The 19758-nt window shown below is 70.4% G+C and carries 20 protein-coding genes; 12 read left to right on the top strand and 8 right to left on the bottom strand.

The annotated features are described in order from the left end of the window. Positions 1-61 precede the first annotated feature (61 nt). The 6 genes from AC4BGC_RS03495 (at position 62) to AC4BGC_RS03520 (ending at position 5575) form a co-directional block, all read left to right on the top strand. Positions 62-637, top strand: coding sequence for a DinB family protein (locus AC4BGC_RS03495; protein ID WP_490554335.1), 576 nt, complete (start codon positions 62-64; stop codon positions 635-637). Then, positions 634-828: a DUF3046 domain-containing protein gene (locus AC4BGC_RS03500; protein WP_490546099.1), complete on the top strand. Its 195-nt coding sequence runs from the start codon at positions 634-636 to the stop codon at positions 826-828. The genes AC4BGC_RS03495 and AC4BGC_RS03500 overlap by 4 nt, the downstream gene beginning before the upstream one ends. Before the next feature lie 101 nt (positions 829-929). Beyond that, positions 930-2855: a bifunctional metallophosphatase/5'-nucleotidase gene (locus AC4BGC_RS03505; protein ID WP_490554336.1), complete on the top strand. Its 1926-nt coding sequence runs from the start codon at positions 930-932 to the stop codon at positions 2853-2855. 186 nt (positions 2856-3041) lie between these two features. After that, positions 3042-4124: a recombinase RecA gene (recA, locus tag AC4BGC_RS03510; RefSeq protein WP_490546097.1), complete on the top strand. Its 1083-nt coding sequence runs from the start codon at positions 3042-3044 to the stop codon at positions 4122-4124. Between the two features lie 153 nt (positions 4125-4277). After that, positions 4278-4859 carry a regulatory protein RecX gene (locus AC4BGC_RS03515; protein WP_490554337.1) on the top strand — a complete coding sequence of 194 codons (582 nt, stop codon included), beginning with the start codon at positions 4278-4280 and terminating at the stop codon, positions 4857-4859. A 17-nt stretch (positions 4860-4876) separates the two neighbouring features. After that, positions 4877-5575, top strand: coding sequence for a GNAT family N-acetyltransferase (locus AC4BGC_RS03520; protein ID WP_490554338.1), 699 nt, complete (start codon positions 4877-4879; stop codon positions 5573-5575). A 6-nt stretch (positions 5576-5581) separates the two neighbouring features. Here AC4BGC_RS03520 and AC4BGC_RS03525 read toward each other — a convergent pair whose 3' ends face one another. Together AC4BGC_RS03525 and AC4BGC_RS03530 are read right to left on the bottom strand one after the other, a co-directional pair. Next, positions 5582-7495, bottom strand: a complete 1914-nt coding sequence (locus tag AC4BGC_RS03525) for a vWA domain-containing protein (RefSeq protein WP_490554339.1) — start codon at positions 7493-7495, stop codon at positions 5582-5584. A 64-nt stretch (positions 7496-7559) separates the two neighbouring features. Then, positions 7560-9491 (bottom strand): vWA domain-containing protein, encoded by a 1932-nt coding sequence (locus AC4BGC_RS03530; RefSeq protein WP_490554340.1) that lies wholly within the window; start codon positions 9489-9491, stop codon positions 7560-7562. 63 nt (positions 9492-9554) lie between these two features. Here AC4BGC_RS03530 and AC4BGC_RS03535 point away from each other — a divergent pair, with 63 nt between their 5' ends. Then, on the top strand, positions 9555-10379 hold the full coding sequence (locus AC4BGC_RS03535; protein ID WP_490554342.1) for a DUF72 domain-containing protein: 825 nt from the start codon (positions 9555-9557) through the stop codon (positions 10377-10379). Positions 10380-10420: 41 nt separating this feature from the next. Beyond that, positions 10421-10891 carry a hotdog fold domain-containing protein gene (locus AC4BGC_RS03540; protein ID WP_490554343.1) on the top strand — a complete coding sequence of 157 codons (471 nt, stop codon included), beginning with the start codon at positions 10421-10423 and terminating at the stop codon, positions 10889-10891. 12 nt (positions 10892-10903) lie between these two features. Here the strand turns inward: AC4BGC_RS03540 and AC4BGC_RS03545 are convergent, their stop codons facing one another. The 4 genes from AC4BGC_RS03545 to AC4BGC_RS03560 all read right to left on the bottom strand — a co-directional run bounded on the left by AC4BGC_RS03545 (position 10904) and on the right by AC4BGC_RS03560 (position 14172). Next, the gene (locus AC4BGC_RS03545) at positions 10904-11812 is read right to left on the bottom strand and encodes an amino acid ABC transporter permease (RefSeq protein ID WP_490554344.1); all 909 of its coding nucleotides are present in this window, start codon (positions 11810-11812) and stop codon (positions 10904-10906) included. After that, positions 11809-12459, bottom strand: coding sequence for an amino acid ABC transporter permease (locus AC4BGC_RS03550; protein ID WP_490554345.1), 651 nt, complete (start codon positions 12457-12459; stop codon positions 11809-11811). Before AC4BGC_RS03550 ends, AC4BGC_RS03545 begins: the two co-directional genes overlap by 4 nt. A gap of 64 nt (positions 12460-12523) precedes the next feature. Further along, positions 12524-13411 (bottom strand): glutamate ABC transporter substrate-binding protein, encoded by an 888-nt coding sequence (locus AC4BGC_RS03555; protein ID WP_490554346.1) that lies wholly within the window; start codon positions 13409-13411, stop codon positions 12524-12526. Between the two features lie 32 nt (positions 13412-13443). Then, on the bottom strand, positions 13444-14172 hold the full coding sequence (locus tag AC4BGC_RS03560; protein WP_490546796.1) for an amino acid ABC transporter ATP-binding protein: 729 nt from the start codon (positions 14170-14172) through the stop codon (positions 13444-13446). A gap of 278 nt (positions 14173-14450) precedes the next feature. On the opposite strand from AC4BGC_RS03560, the gene AC4BGC_RS03565 reads away from it, so the two are divergent. Beyond that, a complete protein-coding gene (locus AC4BGC_RS03565) occupies positions 14451-15374 on the top strand; it encodes a hypothetical protein (protein ID WP_490554347.1) in 924 nt (307 codons plus the stop codon). A 47-nt stretch (positions 15375-15421) separates the two neighbouring features. Next, on the top strand, positions 15422-16933 hold the full coding sequence (gene miaB, locus AC4BGC_RS03570) for a tRNA (N6-isopentenyl adenosine(37)-C2)-methylthiotransferase MiaB (protein WP_490554348.1): 1512 nt from the start codon (positions 15422-15424) through the stop codon (positions 16931-16933). A 185-nt stretch (positions 16934-17118) separates the two neighbouring features. Here miaB and AC4BGC_RS03575 read toward each other — a convergent pair whose 3' ends face one another. Both AC4BGC_RS03575 and AC4BGC_RS03580 read right to left on the bottom strand, forming a co-directional pair. Continuing rightward, complete coding sequence (locus AC4BGC_RS03575; RefSeq protein ID WP_490546075.1) at positions 17119-17373, bottom strand: hypothetical protein; 255 nt, start codon at positions 17371-17373, stop codon at positions 17119-17121. Beyond that, entirely contained in the window at positions 17370-17846 is a 477-nt protein-coding gene (locus tag AC4BGC_RS03580) for an antitoxin (protein WP_490546073.1), read from the bottom strand. The genes AC4BGC_RS03575 and AC4BGC_RS03580 overlap by 4 nt, the downstream gene beginning before the upstream one ends. Positions 17847-17942: 96 nt before the next feature. On the opposite strand from AC4BGC_RS03580, the gene miaA reads away from it, so the two are divergent. Beyond that, a complete protein-coding gene (miaA, locus tag AC4BGC_RS03585; RefSeq protein WP_490554349.1) occupies positions 17943-18881 on the top strand; it encodes a tRNA (adenosine(37)-N6)-dimethylallyltransferase MiaA in 939 nt (312 codons plus the stop codon). Positions 18882-18982: 101 nt separating this feature from the next. Continuing rightward, positions 18983-19633, top strand: coding sequence for an MSMEG_1061 family FMN-dependent PPOX-type flavoprotein (locus AC4BGC_RS03590; protein ID WP_490546070.1), 651 nt, complete (start codon positions 18983-18985; stop codon positions 19631-19633). Positions 19634-19758: the final 125 nt, after the last annotated feature.

Consider the following 19758-nt stretch of genomic DNA (forward strand, 5'->3'; position numbering starts at 1 on the left):
GCCGCGCGGCCGGCGAGACGCCGATTCGCATGCATGCGCAGGAGGTGGGCACAATCGCCACGTGAGCATCGAGCCGGACACCAAGGACTGGACCTGGGTCGTCGAGGAGCCCTGCGAGGCGTGTGGGTTCGACCCCCGCGAGGTGCGGCCCGAGGAGCTCCCCGACCGGCTCCACGAGAACACCCGGGGCTGGTACGACGTGCTCCTCGACGCCGACTTCGCCGTCCGGCCGGCGCCGCACGTGTGGTCGCGGCTGGAGTACGCCTGCCACGTCCGCGACGTCCACCGCATCTTCGCCGAGCGGGTCCGGCTGCTGCTGGAGCAGGACGACCCCGCCTTCGAGAACTGGGACCAGGACGCGACCGCCGAGCAGGAGGAGTACGGCCTGCAGGACGCCGGTGACGTCGGGGCCGACCTCGTCGAGAACGCCGCACAGGTCGCGGCGCTCTACGCCGGCGTCTCCGGTGAGCAGTGGCAGCGGCCCGGGCACCGCAGCAACGGGTCGCGCTTCACCGTGGAGACCCTGGGTCGCTACCACCTGCACGACGTGGTGCACCACCTGTGGGACGTGAGCGTCACTCCCTCGGGACCGGTCAACGAGGACGACCAGGCGGACGGTCAGGGAGTCGCCGGGTGAGGCACACCGAGTTCTGGGTGCGGATGGAGCAGGCCCTCGGCCCGGCGTACGCCCGGATGTGGGCCCAGCAGCACGTGCTCGGGTCGCTGGGGGAGCGCACGGTCGAGGAGTCGCTGGAGGACGGCGAGGCGCCGAAGACCGTGTGGCGCGCGGTCTGGGCCGAGCTCGGCCTGCCTGCACGCGAACGGTGATTGTTCCGGTTCGTCACCCGATAGTGACCTTCGACGGGTATCGGACCTGCCGTGAGCCGTACTAGCCTGCCGTGATCCGACTCGGAGGATCTGGAGCAGCCATGCACTCGAAGAAGCGCCCCGCCCTTCTCCTCGGTGCCGCCGCCTGCGCAGTGGCGCTGGTCACCACCGGTGCGACCGCGATCGCGCCCGCCACCGCCGCCCCCGACGACCGGGCGGGCCTCAAGCCGGGCCAGCGTCCCGACCTCAGCCAGGTGCACGGGTCTAAGAACGGGCCCAAGAAGCACCGGCCCAAGGACAGGCACGGCCCGCTGATGCCCGTCCAGCTGCTGTCGTTCAACGACTTCCACGGCAACCTCGAGCCGCCCAGCGGTTCCTCGGGCCGCAACGTGGTCGGGCACCGCATCGACCCCGCGACGGGCCTGCCGGCCGACGTGACCGCCGACGCCGGCGGCGCCGCCTACCTCGCCACCCACCTCGCGCAGGCCCGCAAGGGCCACCGCAACACCCTCACCGTGGCCGCGGGTGACCTGATCGGCGCCTCGCCGCTGCTCTCGGCCGCCTTCCACGACGAGCCCAGCATCGAGTCGATGAACAAGCTCGGCCTCGACGTCGCCTCGGTGGGCAACCACGAGTTCGACGAGGGCTACAAGGAGCTCCAGCGGATGGCCGACGGCGGCTGCATCGAGGACGGCGACGGGGCGGACAACCAGAACTCCTGCGCAGCGCACACCTTCCGCGGCGCGAAGTTCGACTACCTCGCCGCCAACGTGCGCTACGCCGGCACCAAGCAGTCGATCCTGCCGTCGTACTCGATCAAGAACCTCAACGGTGCCCGGATCGGCTTCATCGGGATGACCCTGAAGGACACCCCGAGCATCGTCACCGCCAGCGGCGTGGCCGGGCTCGACTTCGCCGACGAGGTGCAGACCGCGAACGCGCTCGTGCCCGAGCTGCGGCGCGAGGGCGTCAACGCGATCGTCGTGCTCATCCACCAGGGCGGCAACTCCGACAAGGAGCAGTGGACGGACCCGGCCACCGGCAAGGCCTACGCGGTCAACCCGCGCTACGACTACACCTGCGGCGGGGGCGGCAGCCTGATCCCGGCGAGCTCGCCGATCCTCCCGATCGCGGCCAACCTCGACCCGGCCATCGACATGGTGGTCTCGGGGCACACCCACCAGCCCTACGTGTGCGACGTCAAGGACCCGGCGGGCCGCTCCCGGCTGCTGACCTCGGCGTCCTCCTTCGGCCGGCTGTTCACCGAGACCCACCTGACCTACGACCGGCGCACCCGCGACATCGTCCGCAGCTCGGTCAAGGGCTCCAACGTCCAGGTGACGCGCAACGTGGTGCCCGACCGCGCCCAGACCGCGCTGATCGACTCCTACAAGGAGCTGGTGCGCCCGATCGCGAGCAAGGTCGTGGGACGCGTCACCTCCGACGTCACCCGCGACGCCAACCCGGCCGGCGAGACCCCGCTCGGTGACCTCGTGGCCGACGCACAGCTGGCCGACCCCTCGGTGGTGACCGGCGGCCAGATCCCGGTGATCGCGTTCATGAACCCGGGCGGGATCCGCGCCGACCTCAGCTTCGCCAGCTCGGCGTACGGCGAGGCCCCGGGGGAGATCACCTACGAGGAGGCCTTCACCGTCCAGCCGTTCAACAACTACCTCGTCTCCATGAACCTCACCGGCCAGCAGATCTACGACGTGCTCACCCAGCAGGTGACCGGGCCGAACGCGGCCGCGCCCAAGGTGCTGCAGGTCTCCGAGGGGTTCAGCTACCGGCTCGGGGCCACCGGCCCGGTCGACGGCAGCGTGCAGCTCAACGGCGCCCCGATCGACAAGGCCGCCAGCTACCGGATCGTGACCAACAACTTCCTCGCCGACGGCGGGGACAGCTTCCCCGCGTTCACGAGCGGCACGGCGAGGTACTTCGGTGGTCTGGACATCGATGCCTTCACCACGTTCCTGACCAATTCCTCGCCGTACACGCCGGGGCCGCAGGACCGGATCACCCGGTAGTCCCCGGGGCCCGGCGTGTCGGGGTTCGCATCGAACAGGTGTTCGTACTACCGTCGGGTGCACAGGCAGGGGTCGACACCGGGTTCTCCACAGGCGGGGAGCGCAGCCGGAGTGGTTGTCGGTGCCGACACCTAACGTCTGACCAGACACCAGTCAGGCGCACCAGAGACGTGAGGGACCAAGACCATGGCTTCAGCCGGGAACAACCGCGAGAACAACCGGGACAAGGCGCTCGACGTAGCGCTCGCCAACATCGACAAGCAGTTCGGCAAGGGCTCGGTGATGCGCCTCGGTGACGAGGTCCGCGTCCCGCTCGAGGTGATCCCGACGGGAGCGATCTCCCTGGACATCGCCCTGGGCCTCGGCGGCCTGCCGCGCGGCCGGGTCGTGGAGATCTACGGTCCGGAGTCCTCCGGAAAGACGACCGTGGCGCTGCACGCGGTGGCCAACGCCCAGGCGGCCGGCGGCATCGTTGCCTTCATCGACGCCGAGCACGCGCTGGACCCCGACTACGCCGCGCGGCTCGGTGTCGACACCGACGCGCTCCTGGTCTCCCAGCCCGACTCCGGTGAGCAGGCCCTCGAGATCGCGGACATGCTGATCCGCTCCGGCGCCCTGGACCTGATCGTGATCGACTCCGTCGCCGCCCTGGTGCCGCGCGCGGAGATCGAGGGCGAGATGGGCGACAGCCACGTCGGCCTCCAGGCCCGGCTGATGAGCCAGGCGCTGCGCAAGATGACCGGTGCGCTGAGCAACTCCCGCACCACCGCGATCTTCATCAACCAGCTGCGCGAGAAGATCGGCGTGATGTTCGGCTCGCCCGAGACCACCACCGGTGGCAAGGCGCTGAAGTTCTACTCCTCCGTGCGGCTCGACGTGCGCCGGATCGAGACGCTCAAGGACGGCACCGAGATGGTCGGCAACCGCACCCGCGTCAAGGTGGTCAAGAACAAGGTCGCGCCGCCGTTCAAGCAGGCCGAGTTCGACATCATGTACGGCCTCGGGATCAGCCGCGAGGGTGGCCTGATCGACGTCGGCGTCGAGGCCGGTCTGGTCCGCAAGGCCGGTGCTTGGTACACCTACGAGGGCGACCAGCTCGGCCAGGGCAAGGAGAACGCCCGCACCTTCCTGCGGGACAACCCCGACCTCGCCAACGAGCTGGAGAAGCGGATCCTGGAGAAGCTCGGCATCGGCCCGGAGGTCGACAAGCCGGCCGACGGCTTCGCAGCCGATGCTCCCGGCATTGACCCCGACGGCATCGACTTCTGACCGTGACGCGTGAAACCACGGCATTGGCGGCGTTGTCGTCGGTCGACGGCCCGCTTCGCTCAAAGGCCGCCTTCCCTCCTTCGCCTTGCCACTACCGCGGTTTGACGCGACACGGCGCGTGGCTGTGAGTGGGTCGATGCGAGTGAACGCGGGGTGCATGTGACGCGGGGGCGCAGCCGCTGGCCCGCGCCGAAGGCTGCGGAGCCGGCCGAGGGGCTGGACACGGGGCCTGACGCCGATCCGGAGTCGGTGGCCCGCAAGATCCTGCTGGACCAGCTGACCGGGCGGGCGCGGACCCGCTCCGAGCTGGCCGACAAGCTGGCCTCCCGCGACGTCCCGGACGAGGTCGCCACCCGGCTGCTCGACCGGTTCGAGGAGGTCGGCCTGATCGACGACGCCGGGTTCGCCCGCGAGTGGGTGGCCCAGCGCCAGTCCGGTCGCGGGCTGGCCTCGCGGGCGCTGGCCCAGGAGCTGCGCCGCAAGGGCATCGACGACGAGCTCGCCAAGGAAGTGATCGACGAGATCGATCCCGACGACGAGGTCGAGGCCGCCCGGAGGCTGGTGCAGGCCAAGCTGCGCTCGGTCCGCAACCTCGACCAGGACAAGGCGGTGCGCCGCCTCGTCGGGATGCTGGCCCGCAAGGGTCACTCCAGCTCGGTGGCCTTCCGCGTGGTCAAGGAGGAGCTCCAAGCCGATCTCCAGTCCGACCTGGAGCTACACGAGGACCTCGGCTGATCCCTCACAATGGGGTCGTGCAGATCGAGGTCCCCCGCTCCGAGGTGTTGCCGGGGGAGTCGTGGGCACAGGCGGCGGACCGACGTGCAGGTGGTCGGGGGCCGGTGCTCGCCGTCGACCTTTCCGGTGACCCGCTTCGGTTCCGGGTCCCCGAGCACGACCGGTTCGCCGTGCGCCCTATGACCATGGGGGACCTCGGCGACGTCACCCGCTGGGTGAACGCCCCGCACGTGGCGCGCTGGTGGGACGAGAACCGCTCACCGGAGCAGGTGGCCGCCAACTACGGGCCAGGGATCCGCGGGGAGGACGCGGTGCGCTACTGGGTCTGGGAGGTCAACGGCCGCTCGGTCGGGTTCTGCCAGGACTACCGGATCGCCGACCACCCCGAGTTCGCGCTGCTGTGCGGGCGTCCCGACGCGGTCGGGTTCGACTACGTGATCGGGGAAGCTGCCTTCGTCGACCGCGGGCTCGGCACCAGCCTGCTGTGGACCTTCCTGCGCGACATCGTGGTCCCGGCGTACGACGGGGCCGGAGAAGGAGTGGGCGAGCTGTTCGCGGCACCCGATCACCGAAACGCGCGCTCGCTGAGGGTGCTGGAGAAGCTGGGCGCCACCCAGGGGCTGTGGTTCGACGAACCGCAGGCCGGTGGCCGGGTCGACACCGTGATCGGGTGCAGCATCGACGTCGCCACGGTGCTCCGCGGCCACGCCGGGTGAGCCGGCTCAGCCAGCCCGGCGGCGACCGGCCCTGAGCCCGGCCAGCACCGCGGCGGCCACCAGGGCGAGCACGAGGACGCCGCCGACCACCAGCATCCACGGCGCCACCACGAGGCCGGCGCTGGAGTCCACCGCCTTCGCGTCCTCGGCTGCGTCCGCCGCCTTCGAGGTCTCGGAGTCCTCGGCCGGCTCGGCCTCCTCAGGGGCGCCCTCGACCTCGCCGGCGTACTTCGGCTCCCCGGACACCTCACCGTCCACGGCGACCGCCAGCCGAACCGGTGCGGCGAACTGCTCGTCGGCGCGGTTCGGGTCGCCACCCATCTCCAGGGTGAAGTAGTAGTCGCCTGCCTGGGAGTTCTGGTTCACCTCGTGGTCGTAGGGCTCGAGGTTGCGCAGCCGCACCGGCGGGTACGCCGCGCCCACCGTGATCGGCTCGGAGCCGTTGTAGCGCCCGGACGGCACCATGCCGGTGTCGGTGTTGAAGGTCTTCTGCAGCTCGTGGCCCAGCGGGTTGAACGCGGTCGAGGTCACCTGGATGCCGATGATGCCCTGGAGCTTGTCGGCGGTGGGGTCGGTCTCGAGGCGCGCGGTGAACCGCGGGGACTGGCCCCAACCGACGGGCACCTTGTAGATCAGCTGCTCGCGGGGCCGCAGCGTGTCGGAGTAGGTGGTGCCGGGCTCGAGGGTGGGCGCGTCCTCGAAGCTCGCACCGCCGGTCACCGGGGTGCCGGTGCCGGTGAGCGCGACCGGGCGCTGCCAGGTGTCCTCGTCCTTCGAGTCGACCGGTCCCGGCAGCTCCTCGAAGTTCTCGATCTCCGGATAGGTCCGCACCCGCAGCGAGAACGGGCTCGGCGGGCCGTTGAAGCTCACCGAGACGAGCATCTGCTCGGCCTCCGCGCAGGGTTTGCTGGTGGTGCGGTCGGTGGCCGCGCCGTAGTAGGCGGTCATCCCCATGATCGAGCGCAGGCCCAGGACGTTCGCCTTCTGCCCCATGCCGTAGCTGCACCGGGTCCCGTCCGGGGTCATCAGGGTCACCGTGCCGGAGTCGACCGTGCTGCCGTTCTCCGGGCGGGCCACCATCGAGGCGCTGACAGCGCCCTTCTCGGGCACGTCGACGAGGTAGTACTTCGGGGCCTTGTCGGCCAGGGTGGTGTCCACGTAGTCGCCGGGCTCGACCTCGGCAGGGTCGGCGGTGCTGGTCCCACCGACGACCGGCTCACCGGAGAGGCTGAACTCGCGCAGCCCGCGCACGCTGACCTGGACCATCGAGTCGGCGAGGTCCTCGGCGCTGTCGGCGTCGAAGTAGCGGCCACCGCCGGCGCGGGCGATGCACTGCAGCGCGGAGCGTGCCTTGCCGGCGACATCGAGGCCCACCACGTTGATCCGCAGGTCGATGCCCTGGGACCGGAGCTGGCTGGCGACCTTGCAGGGGTCGGGAGCGCAGGTGGGCTCCCCGTCGGAGAGCAGCACGATCGTGCGCCGGTCACCGTCGCTCGCGGCGCCCAGGTCCTCGGCGGCTCCCTTGAGTGCGTTGCCGATCGGTGTCTCGCCGTAGGGCTTGTACGTGGAGACGGCGCGCTTGATCGCCGCCCGGTCGACCGGGCCCACGGGCACCACGTTCTGGGTGTCCGTGCAGGCGCCGGGCTGCGACCTGTTCTCGACGGTGGCGCCGAAGACGCGCACGCCCGCCTCGACGCCGTCGGGCAGTTCGTCGGCCACGTCGCTGAGCGCGGCCTTGGCGGCCTCGATCTTGGTGCCGCCGCCGGCAGCCGGGTCCTTCATCGACCCCGAGGAGTCCAGCAGCAGGACGAGACGTCCGCTCGTCTCCGAGACGTCGGCGGCCGAGCCCGTTGGTGCCGTCACCGGCACCAGCAGGGCGGCCAGGAGGGCAGTGCCGGTGAGGAGGGGAAGCGCGCGCATGGCGCGCATCATCCCATTTCGCCCAACGACGAACCACGCGGGCTCGCCGCCTTTCGGGGCCGGGTCAGGCGGCCCGGCGGCGACGACCGGCCCTGAGCCCGGCGAACACCGCTGCCGCCACCAGCACCAGCACGACGACGCCACCGACTGCCAGCATCCAGGGCTCGACCACGTAGCCCGCGCTCGACTCCGCCGTGTCGGAGTCCTTGGCGTCGTCAGTGCCCGCCTCCGGGTCGTCATCGGCCTCGGGCTCGGCAGCCGGGGACTCCTCGGTCGACGCGCCCTGCACCTCCCCGTCGTACTCGGGCGCACCGTGCTGCTCCCCGTCGACAGCCACCGCGAGCCGCACCGGGGCCGCGAACTCCTCCGAAGCCCTGTCGCTCACCCCGCCCATCTCGATCGTGAAGTAGTAGAAGCCGTCGAAGGCGCTCGCCCTGATCTCGGTGCGCAGGGACTTCAGGTTCTGCAGGCGCACGGGGGGCACGGCATGGCTCACCGTTACCGGGTCCCCACCGTTGTAGCGGCCCATCGGGCGGACACCGGCATCGAGGTTGTTGGTGTAGCCGAGGTCCCGGCCCAACGGGTTGAACCCCTTGGCCTGCACCTGCACACCGATGGGCCCCTGCAGCCTGGCCGCATGCACATCGGTCTCGACCCGTGCGGTCATCCGGGCACTCTGGCCGTACTCCATCCTGACTTTGTAGAGCAGCTGCTCACGGGGCCGCAGGGTGTCGGAGTACGTCGTCCCGGGCTCCAGTTCGGGCGCCTCCTCGAAGCTCGCTCCGCCGATGATCGGGGTCCCTGTGCCGGTCAGAGGGGCCGGGCGCTGCCAGGTGTCCTCGTCGGCCTGGTTCGCCGGCTCGGGCAGCTCGGCCAGGTTGGTCACCTCGGGATGGGTGCGCACGCGCAAGCTCATCGGGGTGGGCGGGCCGTTGAAGCTGATCTGGACCAGCAGCTGCTCCTCGGCCGCGCAGGAGGTGTGGGCGCTCGACTCCATGACGGGACTGAAGGTGGCCGACGACCCCATGATCGTCTCCAGCCCCAACACGTTGAGCTTGTTCGCGTAGTCGTTCACGCACCGCTGGCCGTCCCGAGTGAGCAGGGAGACTTTGAGGAGATCCGACATGTTGTCGCTGTCACGGGGGCGCAGCACTGCCGAGGCGGTGAAGGCTCCGTTCGTCGGCTTGTCCACGAGGTAGTACTTCGGAGCCTCGTCCGCGAGGGTCTCGTCCACGTAGTCACCCGGCTCGAGGGCGGTGGGATCGGCGGTGCTGGTGCCACCGGTGACCGGTTCTCCGGACAGGCTGAACAGCCGCAGGCCGCGGACGCTGACCTGCACCATGCTCTCGGTGAGCTCGGCGGCGCTGGAGGCGTCGAAGTAGCGGCCGCCGCCGGCTCGGGCCACGCACTGCAGGGCGCTGCGGGCCTTGCCGGAGACGCCGAGCCCGACCACGTTGACCCGCAGGTTGACTCCCTGGGTCCGCAGCTGGCGGGCGACCTTGCAGGGGTCGGGGGCGCAGGTGGGCTCCCCGTCGGAGAGCAGCACGATCGTGCGCGGCGCTCCGTCCGTCGCGGAGCCGAGGTCCTTCGCGGCTCCCTTGAGCGCGTTGCCGATCGGCGTCTCGCCGTAGGGCTTGTACTTCGAGACCGCGCGCTTGATCGCCGTACGGTCGACCGGGCCGACCGGCACCACGTTCTGGGTGTCCGTGCAGGCGCCGCGCTGGGATCTGTTCTCGACGGTGGCCCCGAAGACGCGCACGCCGACCTCGACGCCGTCCGGGAGCGTGTCGGCCACGTCGTTCAACGCGTCCTTGGCCGCCTCGATCTTGGTGCCGCCGCCGGCGGCCTTGTCCTTCATCGACCCCGAGGAGTCCAGCAGCAGGACGAGGCGTCCGCTGGTCTGCGTGGCGTCGGCTGCGGCGCCGGCCGGTGCGGTCAACGGCACGAGCAGGGAGGCCAGGAGGACGCTGGTGACGAGGAGGGGGAGGGCGCGCATGGCGCATACCTTCCCATTTCGCCCGTCGCTGAACCTCGCCACCTCGCCGCCTATTCTGCCGTGATGGGCAGCATCCGGATCGGCATCTCGGGGTGGCGCTACCCGCCGTGGCGCGGCGACTTCTACCCCGAGGGACTGCCGCAGCGCCGCGAGCTGGAGTACGCCGCCTCGCAGCTCTCCTCGATCGAGATCAACGGGTCCTTCTACTCCCTGCAGCGCCCCTCGAGCTGGGAGAAGTGGCGCAGCGAGGTGCCCGAGGGGTTCGTGTTCGCGGTCAAGGGCGGCCGGTTCATCACACACATGTTGCGGCTCCGGGACATCGAGGTGCCGCTGGCCAACTTCTTCGCCCAGGGCGTCCTGGGCCTGGGGGAGACCCTCGGCCCGATCCTGTGGCAGCTGCCGGCCACCTTCCCCTACGACGAGCAGGTGCTGGCCGACTTCTGCTCGCTGCTCCCGCGCACCACCACGCAGGCCGCCGCGCTCGCCGAGCTCCACGACGACAAGGTCTCCGGGGACAGGCTGTGGAGCGGCGAGGTGGTGGAGCGGCCGCTGTTCCACGCGCTGGAGCCGCGGCACCCGAGCTTCGCCGCGGACGAGGCGATCGCGCACCTGTCCTCCTGCGACCTCTCCCTGGTGGTGGCGGACTCCGCCGGCACCTGGCCGCGGTTCGAGCAGGCGGTGGGCCCGGTCGTCTACGTCCGGCTGCACGGGGCTACCGAGCTCTACGCCAGCGGCTACACCGACACTGCGCTCGACGAGTGGACCGAGAAGCTGCGGGGCTGGACCGCCGATGGCCGGGACGCGTTCGTCTACTTCGACAACGACATCAAGGGCTACGCCCCGCACGACGCGCGCCGACTGGTGTCGCGGTTGGAGACCGCCGGCTGAGCACGCCGTACTCGCCGGTTACCGGTGAGTAAGGTTGGCCCATGAGCAAAGTCCTCGACCTGCACGCCAAGGCCCACGCGATCCCGGTGATCGGCGACCGGCTGTTCTCGTTCGCGTTCTCCCAGGTGGCGCCGTACTTCTGGACCATCCGGCCGCGGTTCACCGTGGTGGAGCCGAACCACGCCGAGGTGGTGATCCCCAAGCGGCGCGGGGTGCACAACCACATCGGGACCGTGCACGCGATCGCGCTGTGCAACGGCCTCGAGGCAGCGATGGGCGTGCTCGCCGAGGCCTCGATCCCCAGCGACAAGCGCTGGATCCCCAAGGGGATGGAGGTCAGCTACACCGCGAAGGCGACCACCGACATCACCTGCATCGCGGAGACCGACCCCGAGCAGTGGACCGGGACGGACCCTGATGTCCCGGTGCGGGTCAAGGGCGTCCGCACCGACGGCACCGTGGTGATCGAGGGCACGATCAGGCTCTGGGTGACCCCGAAGAAGAAGGCCTGACCCCGCCGGGTCTCAGCTGAGGGCGCCGCCGCCGAGGCCCGCCTCGATGGTCATGCTCTTGTCCATCTGCTCGCGCGAGACGCCGCGCCGGGCCAACCGCCCCTCGACGAACACCGCGAGGCGGGAGAGGGCGTAGTTGATCAGGATGAAGATCAGCCCGACCACGGTCAGGGTCTGGATCGGGTTGTCCAGGTTGAGCGCGATGATGTTGCCGCGACGCAGCAGCTCCACGTAGATCCCCAGGACGGCCGCGAGCGAGGTGTCCTTGAGGATCACCACCAGCTGGCTGATCAGCGCGGGGAGCATGGTCCGGAACGCCTGCGGCAGCTGCACCGTGCGCATCGTCTGGCCCGGGGTCATCCCGATCGCCAGGGCGGCCTCGGCCTGCCCACGCGGCAGTGAGTTCACCCCGGAGCGGATGATCTCGGCGATGATCACCGAGTTGTAGAGCGTGAGCCCGATGACGACGTACCAGAGCCCGTCCTCACCCGGGAGCGGCCCGACGTCGATGCCGAGGTCGGGGAGCCCCTGATAGACGAAGAAGATCGTGATCACCACGGGCAGGCCGCGGAAGAGCTCGATCAGGCCGACCAGCGGGATCCGCGCCCCCGGCGAGAGCAGCAGCCGGACCGAGCCGACCACGGAGCCCACGACCAGTGAGAGAGCGATCGCCAGCACCGCCGCGATCAGCGTGGCCTGGAGGCCCTTCCAGAGCAGGCTCCAGACGGGCTCGAAGGACTCGTTGCCGGGGTCGATGAGCGGACCCCAGAGCTCCATCGAGAACTGTCCCTGGTCGTAGAGGCGCTTGATCACCACTGCCACGAGGCCGAGGATCAGCACCGAGGCGATCACCGTGCCGATCAACGCGCGTCGGCGCGCGCGGGGCCCGGGAGCGTCGTAGAGGACGGTCTCGGCGCTCATCGGACGATCGCCACCTTGCGCTCGATGCCGGCGAGGATCAGCCCGGCGGGGATGGTGATCAGCAGGTAGCCGATCGCGACCCCGGTCAGCACCGGGATGGTGGCGTAGCCCTGGGCGCTGGTGAGGCTCTTGCCCACGGCGTACAGGTCACCGCCGACGCCGAAGGCGCCGACGACCGCGGAGTTCTTGAACATCGCGATGATCACGCTGCCCACGGGCGGGACCGAGGTCCGCAACGCCTGCGGCAGGATGACCTCGCGCAGGGACTGGGTGAAGCCGAGCCCGATCGCGCGCGCCGCCTCTGCCTGGCCCGGAGGCACGGAGTTGATGCCCGAGCGCACCGCCTCGCACACGAACGCCGAGGTGTAGACGACCAGCGCCGCCACCCCGAAGGCGTAGTAGGACTGGTTGATCCCGATCTCGGGCAGTCCGAAGGCGAAGAAGAACAGCACCACGGTCAGCGGGCAGTTGCGCACGACGGTGACCCACGCGGTGCCGAACCAGCGCAGCGAGGGGATCGGCGAGACCCGGAAGGTCGCCAGGACGGTGCCGAGCAACAGGGAACCGACCATCCCCCACAGGCAGATGCCCAGGGACCGGAGAAAACCCGACCAGAACAGGTCGAGGTTCTGGGTCACTCCCTCCACGTGTGCCTCTTCTCAGCTGGAAAGCGGTGGTCCCGCCGCATGCCGCGGCGGGACCACCGGGTGATCAGGAACAGGGAGCGGGCTCGGGGAGGGTCGGGGTCTGGGTGCCCTCGATCTCGCCGGCGGTGTCCGCCCACGCCTCCTCGTACTCCTTCTCGTTGTCCTTGAGCGTCTGGTTGATGAACTCGCAGAACTCGACGTCGCCCTTCTTGATGCCGATGCCGTAGGGCTCCTTGGTGAACTGCTCACCGACGAGCTTGAACTTGCCGTCGGACTTCGCGGCGAACCCGAGCAGGATCACGTTGTCGGTGGTCACCACGTCGACCTGGTTGTTCCGCAGGGCCGCGGCGCACTTGTCGTAGACGTCGAACAGGGTGAGCTGCTTCTTCTCGTCCGCGAGGTAGGTCTTGATCTGCTCCGAGGGCGTCGAGCCGGTCACCGAGCACACCTTGATGCTGGGGTCCTTGAGGTCCTCGGGGCCCTTGATGTCGTCGTTGTCGGAGTTCACCATCAGCTGCTGACCGGCCACGTAGTAGGGGCCGGCGAAGGTGATCCGCTTCTTGCGCTCGTCGTTGATGGTGTACGTCGCCACCACCATGTCGACCTCGCCGTCCTCGATCAGCTGCTCGCGGACGTCGGAAGGCGACTCCTTCCAGGTGATCTTGTCGTCGTCGATGCCCAGGGCGCTGGCGATCATCTCGCCCACCTCGACGTCGAAGCCCTCGGGCTTGTCCTCGAGACCCAGCAGGCCGAAACCGGGCTGGTCGAACTTCGTGCCGATGGTGATCTTCCCCGACTTCTGGATCTCGGCCATCGTGGTGCCCGCGTCGAACTTGGCGTCAGCGGCGTCGTCGCCGCTCGTGCCGTTGTTGTCTTCATCGGCGCCGCAGCCGGCGACGGCGAGAGACATCGCCCCGGCCATGATCAGTGCCTTGGTCCTCGTGAATCGCATGGATTTCTCCTTCGTGGTGGGTACGTGCCTGGTCAGTGCTTGAGGATGCGGCTGAGGAAGTCCTTGGCCCGGTCCGACTTGGGGTTGGTGAAGAACTCTTCAGGGGTGTTCTCCTCGACGATCGCGCCGTCGGACATGAACACGACCCGGTCGGCCGCCGTACGCGCGAAGCCCATCTCGTGGGTGACCACGATCATCGTCATGCCGCGCTTGGCGAGGTCGACCATCACGTCGAGGACCTCCGCGATCATCTCGGGGTCCAGCGCCGAGGTCGGCTCGTCGAAGAGCATCGCCTTGGGGTCCATCGCCAGCGCCCGGGCGATCGCGACCCGCTGCTGCTGGCCACCGGAGAGCTGGGCGGGGTACTTGTCGGCCTGCTCGGCGACGCCCACCCGGGCCAGCAGCTCCCGAGCGCGCGTCTCGGCCTCCGCCTTGCCCTTGCCGCGCACCTTGACCGGCCCCAGGGTGAGGTTCTGGAGGATCGTCTTGTGGGCGAAGAGGTTGAAGCTCTGGAAGACCATGCCGACCTCGGCGCGCAACGCCGCGAGGGCCTTGCCCTCGGCCGGGAGCGGCTCACCGTCGAGGGTGATCGTGCCCTGGTCGATGGTCTCGAGCCGGTTGATCGCCCGGCACAGGGTCGACTTGCCGGACCCGGACGGGCCGATCACGACGACGACCTCGCCCTTGCCGACGCTCAGGTTGATGTCCTTGAGGACATGCAGGTCGCCGAACCACTTGTTCACGCCGTCGAGGACGATCAGGGGCTCGTAGGTCGACACGTTGCTCCTCTGTAGATGCCTTGGGCAGGTTGTCGGCGCCGGGTGGCCCTGCTGCTCAAGGCCCAGTCATTCCGTGACTCTAGGGATCGGTGGGACCTGAGTCGAGCCACGCGCCACTTCGTTGCACACCAGTAACCGTAGGGGTGATCTTGGTGACGGTTTGGCCTTCCCTGAGGCGGGCACAGGTCTGGCAACGCGTCCTGCGAGGCCTCGGGGCCACGCCGCGGCACTGCACTTCCGACCCTCCCGAGAGGACCAGCATGTCGATCAAGAGCACCGTCGAGTCACTCACGCACACCGCGGTGAGCACTGCCCGCACCGCGGTCCGACTTCCGTTCGGTACCGCTGCGAAGGCGACCGGACTCGTCAAGGATACCGCCGGGGCGGGGATCGGCCTGGTGCGCAGCCGGATCGGGGGTGCCCCAGAGAAGGGTGCAGAGAAGGGCCCAGAGAAGGACGCAGAGAAGGGACCGGAGAAGACTCCGGAGACTGCCAGGGAAGCAGGCCCGAAGCCGGTACCGGACGCGGTCAAGGACGTCGCCGCGGAGGTGCAGGGCACGGCTGCGGAGGCGAAGGTCAAGGTCGCCGAGACCGTCGAGGACGTCCAGGCCAAGGTCGAGAAGAAGCTCCCGGTGAAGAAGGCTCCCGCCAAGAAGGCGGCGGCGGAGAAGGCTCCCGCGAAGGCCCCGACCGAGGAAGCGCCGGCTGCCGAGACTCCCGCCGCGGAGAAGGCCCCCGCCGAGAAGGTGGCGAAGAAGGCCCCGGCCGAGAAGGCGGCGGCGAAGAAGGCCCCGGCCGAGAAGGCGGCGGCGAAGAAGGCTCCGGCCAAGAAGGCGACGGCGAAGAAGGCTCCGGCCGAGGACCCGCGCGACCACATCCCCGGCCCCGACCTGGCCGCGTTCGCCCCGCCGGCACCCGAGGACCTGCCCGAGCCCATCGTGATCGAGGCCGAGCCGCAGACGCCCCCGGAGTCGTTCCACAACGAGCCCAAGGCCGCGACGCGCAGCTCGGCACGTGGTGGGACCGGGGGCACGACCGGTGCCGAGGCCGGGACCAACCCCTCCACTGTGGAGAGCGCCCTCCAGCAGCCCGGCACGCCCGAGCTGCTCGACCCGGCCGTGGCCAAGGCCGTCGAGAGCGAGAGCGAGACCCTGCGCAAGGCCGCCGACCCCGACAAGGGCTGAGCGGGCCGGGCGGGGGCGCGCACCGCGCGACGTAGGCTGGTGCGGCCATGACTGCACCCGAGCCTGCCTCCGCCCGCACCTACGAGGTCCGCACCCACGGGTGCCAGATGAACGTCCACGACTCCGAGCGGCTCACCGGTCTGCTGGAGGACGCGGGCTACGTCGCGGCGCCCGGGGGTGCGGGCGCTGAACCCGCCGACGTGGTGGTGTTCAACACCTGCGCGGTGCGGGAGAACGCCGACAACAAGCTCTACGGCAACCTCGGGCAGCTCGCCTCGGTGAAGAGAACGCGGCCCGGGATGCAGATCGCCGTGGGCGGCTGCCTCGCCCAGAAGGACCGCTCCACGATCACCGAGAAGGCCCCCTGGGTCGACGTCGTCTTCGGCACCCACAACATCGGGTCACTCCCGGTGCTGCTCGAGCGCGCCCGGATCGCCGAGGAGGCGCAGGTCGAGATCCTCGAGTCGCTCGAGGTCTTCCCCTCGACCCTGCCCACCAAGCGGGAGTCGGCGTACGCCGCCTGGGTGTCGATCTCGGTTGGGTGCAACAACACCTGCACGTTCTGCATCGTGCCCTCGCTTCGTGGCAAGGAGAAGGACCGTCGTCCCGGCGAGATCCTCGCCGAGATCGAGGCGCTCGTCGCCGAGGGCGTCGCCGAGGTGACGCTGCTGGGGCAGAACGTGAACGCCTACGGCGTGGAGTTCGGTGACCGCCAGGCGTTCTCCAAGCTGCTGCGCGCCTGCGGCGAGATCGAGGGCCTGGAGCGGGTGCGGTTCACCTCGCCGCACCCCGCGGAGTTCACCGATGACGTCATCGAGGCGATGGCCGAGACGCCGAACGTGATGCCCTCGCTGCACATGCCGCTGCAGTCGGGCTCCGACGCGGTGCTGCGTGCGATGCGGCGCTCCTACCGGAAGTCGAAGTTCCTCGGGATCATCGAGCGGGTCCGCGCCGCCATGCCCGAGGCGGCGATCACCACCGACATCATCGTGGGGTTCCCCGGCGAGACCGAGGAGGACTTCGCGGCCACCCTCGACGTGGTGCGCGAGGCGCGCTTCTCGGGGGCGTTCACCTTCCAGTACTCCAAGCGGCCTGGCACCCCGGCCGCCGTGCTCCCCGACCAGCTCCCCAAGGAGGTCGTCCAGGAGCGCTACCTGCGCCTCGTGGCGCTGGCCGATGAGGTCGCCTGGGCCGAGAACCGGGCCCTGGAGGGTCACACCGTGGAGCTGATGGTCGCCGAGGGACAGGGGCGCAAGGACGCTGCCACCCTCCGGCTGACCGGCCGCGCCCGCGACAACCGCCTGGTGCACTTCACCCCCGTGCTCGAGGACGGCACTCCGGTCGAGGTCCGACCCGGCGACATGGTGGAGTGCATGATCACCTACGGCGCACCGCACCACCTCGTCGCCGACGGCCCGATCAGCTCGCTGCGGCGTACCCGCGCCGGCGACGCCTGGGAGGCCCGTACCGCCACCCCGAGCCCCGCAGGCGTCTCCCTGGGACTGCCCACGGTCGGCGTACCCGCACCCCTGCCGCCCCAGGACGGCTGCTCGCTCTGAGGTTCCCGGGCCAGCTGGCCCGGTCCTGGCTCCACTGCTGAGGCGCCCGTGGCGCGCAAATGCTGGCAAATGTCAGTACGCCCGGGGAAAGCGACCGTCATTTGCCAGCAATTGCGCCCGCCGAGCCGGCGAGCAACGGACTCTCGAACACGAACCCAGGCCGAACCCAGCCCAGGCCCCGGCCCTCAGGCAGGCTCGTCGGTCGCCTCGTCGGTGCCCTTCTCGCCCTCTTCGACGTCCTTGTCGACGTCCTCGGCCTCCTCGATCTCGTCGGGGACACTCTCCTCCTCGACCTGGGCCGAGCGCGGCTGGTCGGGCGTGGCGGGCGGCTGGTCGTCCTCGTCCAGGACCCGGTCCGCGGGGCCGCCGGGGGCGGGGTCGGGGGCCGGGTCGGTCTTGGGCTCGGGTGCCTCGCCCGGCTCCTGGCTGTCGCCGTTCACTCGGTGCCCCCTGCGGGGACCGGGCGGGTGCCGTCGGCGATCTCCTCGTTGGGGTCGGCGCCGGGCTCCGGCGGCACGGGGGAGGGGTCGGTGGGGACCGGGTCCTCGTCGCCCCCGCCGGCCGAGCTCATCGGCCCGCTCGGTGCGGTGGGCTCGGTCGGTGCGGTGGGCTCGCTCGGGTCCGAGGGGCCGCTGGGGCCGGTCGGGTCGCTGGCCGGGCCACCGGGCGGGTCGGCGGACGGCTCGGGGGGCTGGCTGCCGCCGGAGGTGGCCCGGAGGTCCCCGCTCCGCGCCTCGTAGTCGTTGAGCGCGGTCTTCGCCTTGGACACGCCGGCGCGGATCTTGTCGGTGTGCTTCCCGCCGGTCCTCGTGTCGAACGCCTGCCCGGCCTTGTCGAGACCCTGGCCGATCTTGTCGCCGTGCTGATGCACGACGTCACCGAGCTGCTTCTTCGCCTGGTCCAGGAAACTCACTGTTTTTCTCCTCGTGTCGGCCACGGATGGCTTCGTCGATGTCATCGGGCTGTGCCGCTCGGCGTACCCGCCTCCACCTTTGCCAAACTAACGGCCGTGTCCACGCCCGCGAGTCCGCACCCGACCGCCCCGCGGGTGGTGGCGGTGGTGGGCGCCACCGCGGCGGGCAAGAGCGCCCTGGCCCTCGACCTCGCCGAGCGACTGGGCGGCGAGATCGTGAACACCGACTCGATGCAGGTCTACCGCGGCATGGACATCGGTACGGCGAAGCTGCCGCCGGCCCAGCGCCGCGGGATCACCCACCACCTGCTCGACCTGCTCGACGTCCGCGAGCCCGCCACGGTCGCCCAGTTCCAGGGCTGGGCCCGCGAGGTCATCGAGGACTGCCACCGGCGCGGCGTCACCCCCGTACTGGTGGGCGGTTCCGCGCTCTACGTGCGCGCCGTCATCGACGACTTCGAGTTCCCCGGCACCGATCCCGTCGTACGCGCCCGCCTCGAGGAGGAGCTGGAGGCCATCGGTGCCGAGGCGCTGCACGCCCGTCTCGCCGAGGTCGACCCTGCCGCCGCCGCGCAGATGGAGCCGCGCAACGGCCGCCGGGTCGTGCGGGCGCTGGAGGTCATCGAGCTCACCGGTCGCCCGTGGAGCGCGGCGCTGCCGGAGCCGACTTATCACTACCCCGGGGCCGTCCAGATCGGCGTCGACATCGACCGGCCCACGCTCGACCGGCGGATCGAGCAGCGGGTCGAGGAGATGTTCGCCGAGGGCCTCGTCGAGGAGGTCCGCGAGCTCGCGGGCCGCGGCCTGCGCGAGGGGCGTACGGCGTACCGCGCACTGGGCTACCAGCAGGTGCTCGCGTTCCTCGACGGCGAGATCACCGAGGCGCAGGCCCGGGAGCAGACCGTGAACCGCACCCGTCGCTTCGCCCGCCGGCAGGACAGCTGGTTCCGCAAGGACCCCCGGATCGTCTGGGTCGCCCACGACGACCCCGAGCGCGTCGAGAAGGCGCTCGCCGCCATCCCCTCGCCCCAGTGAGTGCCCACTGAGTGCCCACTGAGTGCCCAGTGAGTACCCGGCGAGCGGCCGCGGCACCTACCGGGGTTTGAAGCCACAGGGCAGCGACGTAGGTTCACGCCATGACCGCTCACCAGCCGTGGACCGAGATCGTCGACGTCGACGCGCTCACGGCTCTCCTCGGTGAGCCCACGCCTCGCGTGCGGGACAAGGCGCGCCAGCGCCTTACCGACGTCGACGTCGCCTGGCTGGAGGCGTCCCCTTTCTGCGTCGTCGGCACCGCCTCGGCGTCCGGGGCCGCCGACGTCTCGCCCAAGGGCGACCCCGCGGGCACGATGGTGCACGTCATCGACGAGCGCACGATCGCCCTGGCCGAGCGTCCCGGGAACCGCCGGGCCGACGGCTACCGCAACATCCTGGAGAACCCGTACGTCGGCCTGCTGTTCCTGATCCCCGGACGCGGCGACACCCTGCGGATCAACGGGAGGGCGCGGCTGGTCTCCGAGGCGCCCTTCTTCGACCAGATGGTGGTCAAGGGGCACCGGCCGCTGCTGGCCCTGGTGGTCGAGATCGACGAGCTCTTCCACCACTGCGCCAAGGCGTTCCTGCGCTCCTCGCTGTGGGACCCGACCACCTGGGACCCCGAGGGGGTGGTGGCCCGGCGCGCGGTGATCGCCCAGCGACTGGAACGACCGGAGGCCACCGTGGACGAGCTCGACGAGTACTACGGGCCCGCCTACGCCGAGAACCTCTACCGCAACCCGGGGGCCTGACCCGTGGCCGCGTGGAACTGGGCACGCCGACTGGTCGGGCTGCCGGAGAAGAAGGACGAGGTCGTCGCGGACGCCCCGAATCCAGAGAAGGGCCCCGAACAGAGCCCGGCGGAGGGTCCCGTCGA

Source organism: Nocardioides sp. Z38_18, assembly GCF_058215695.1.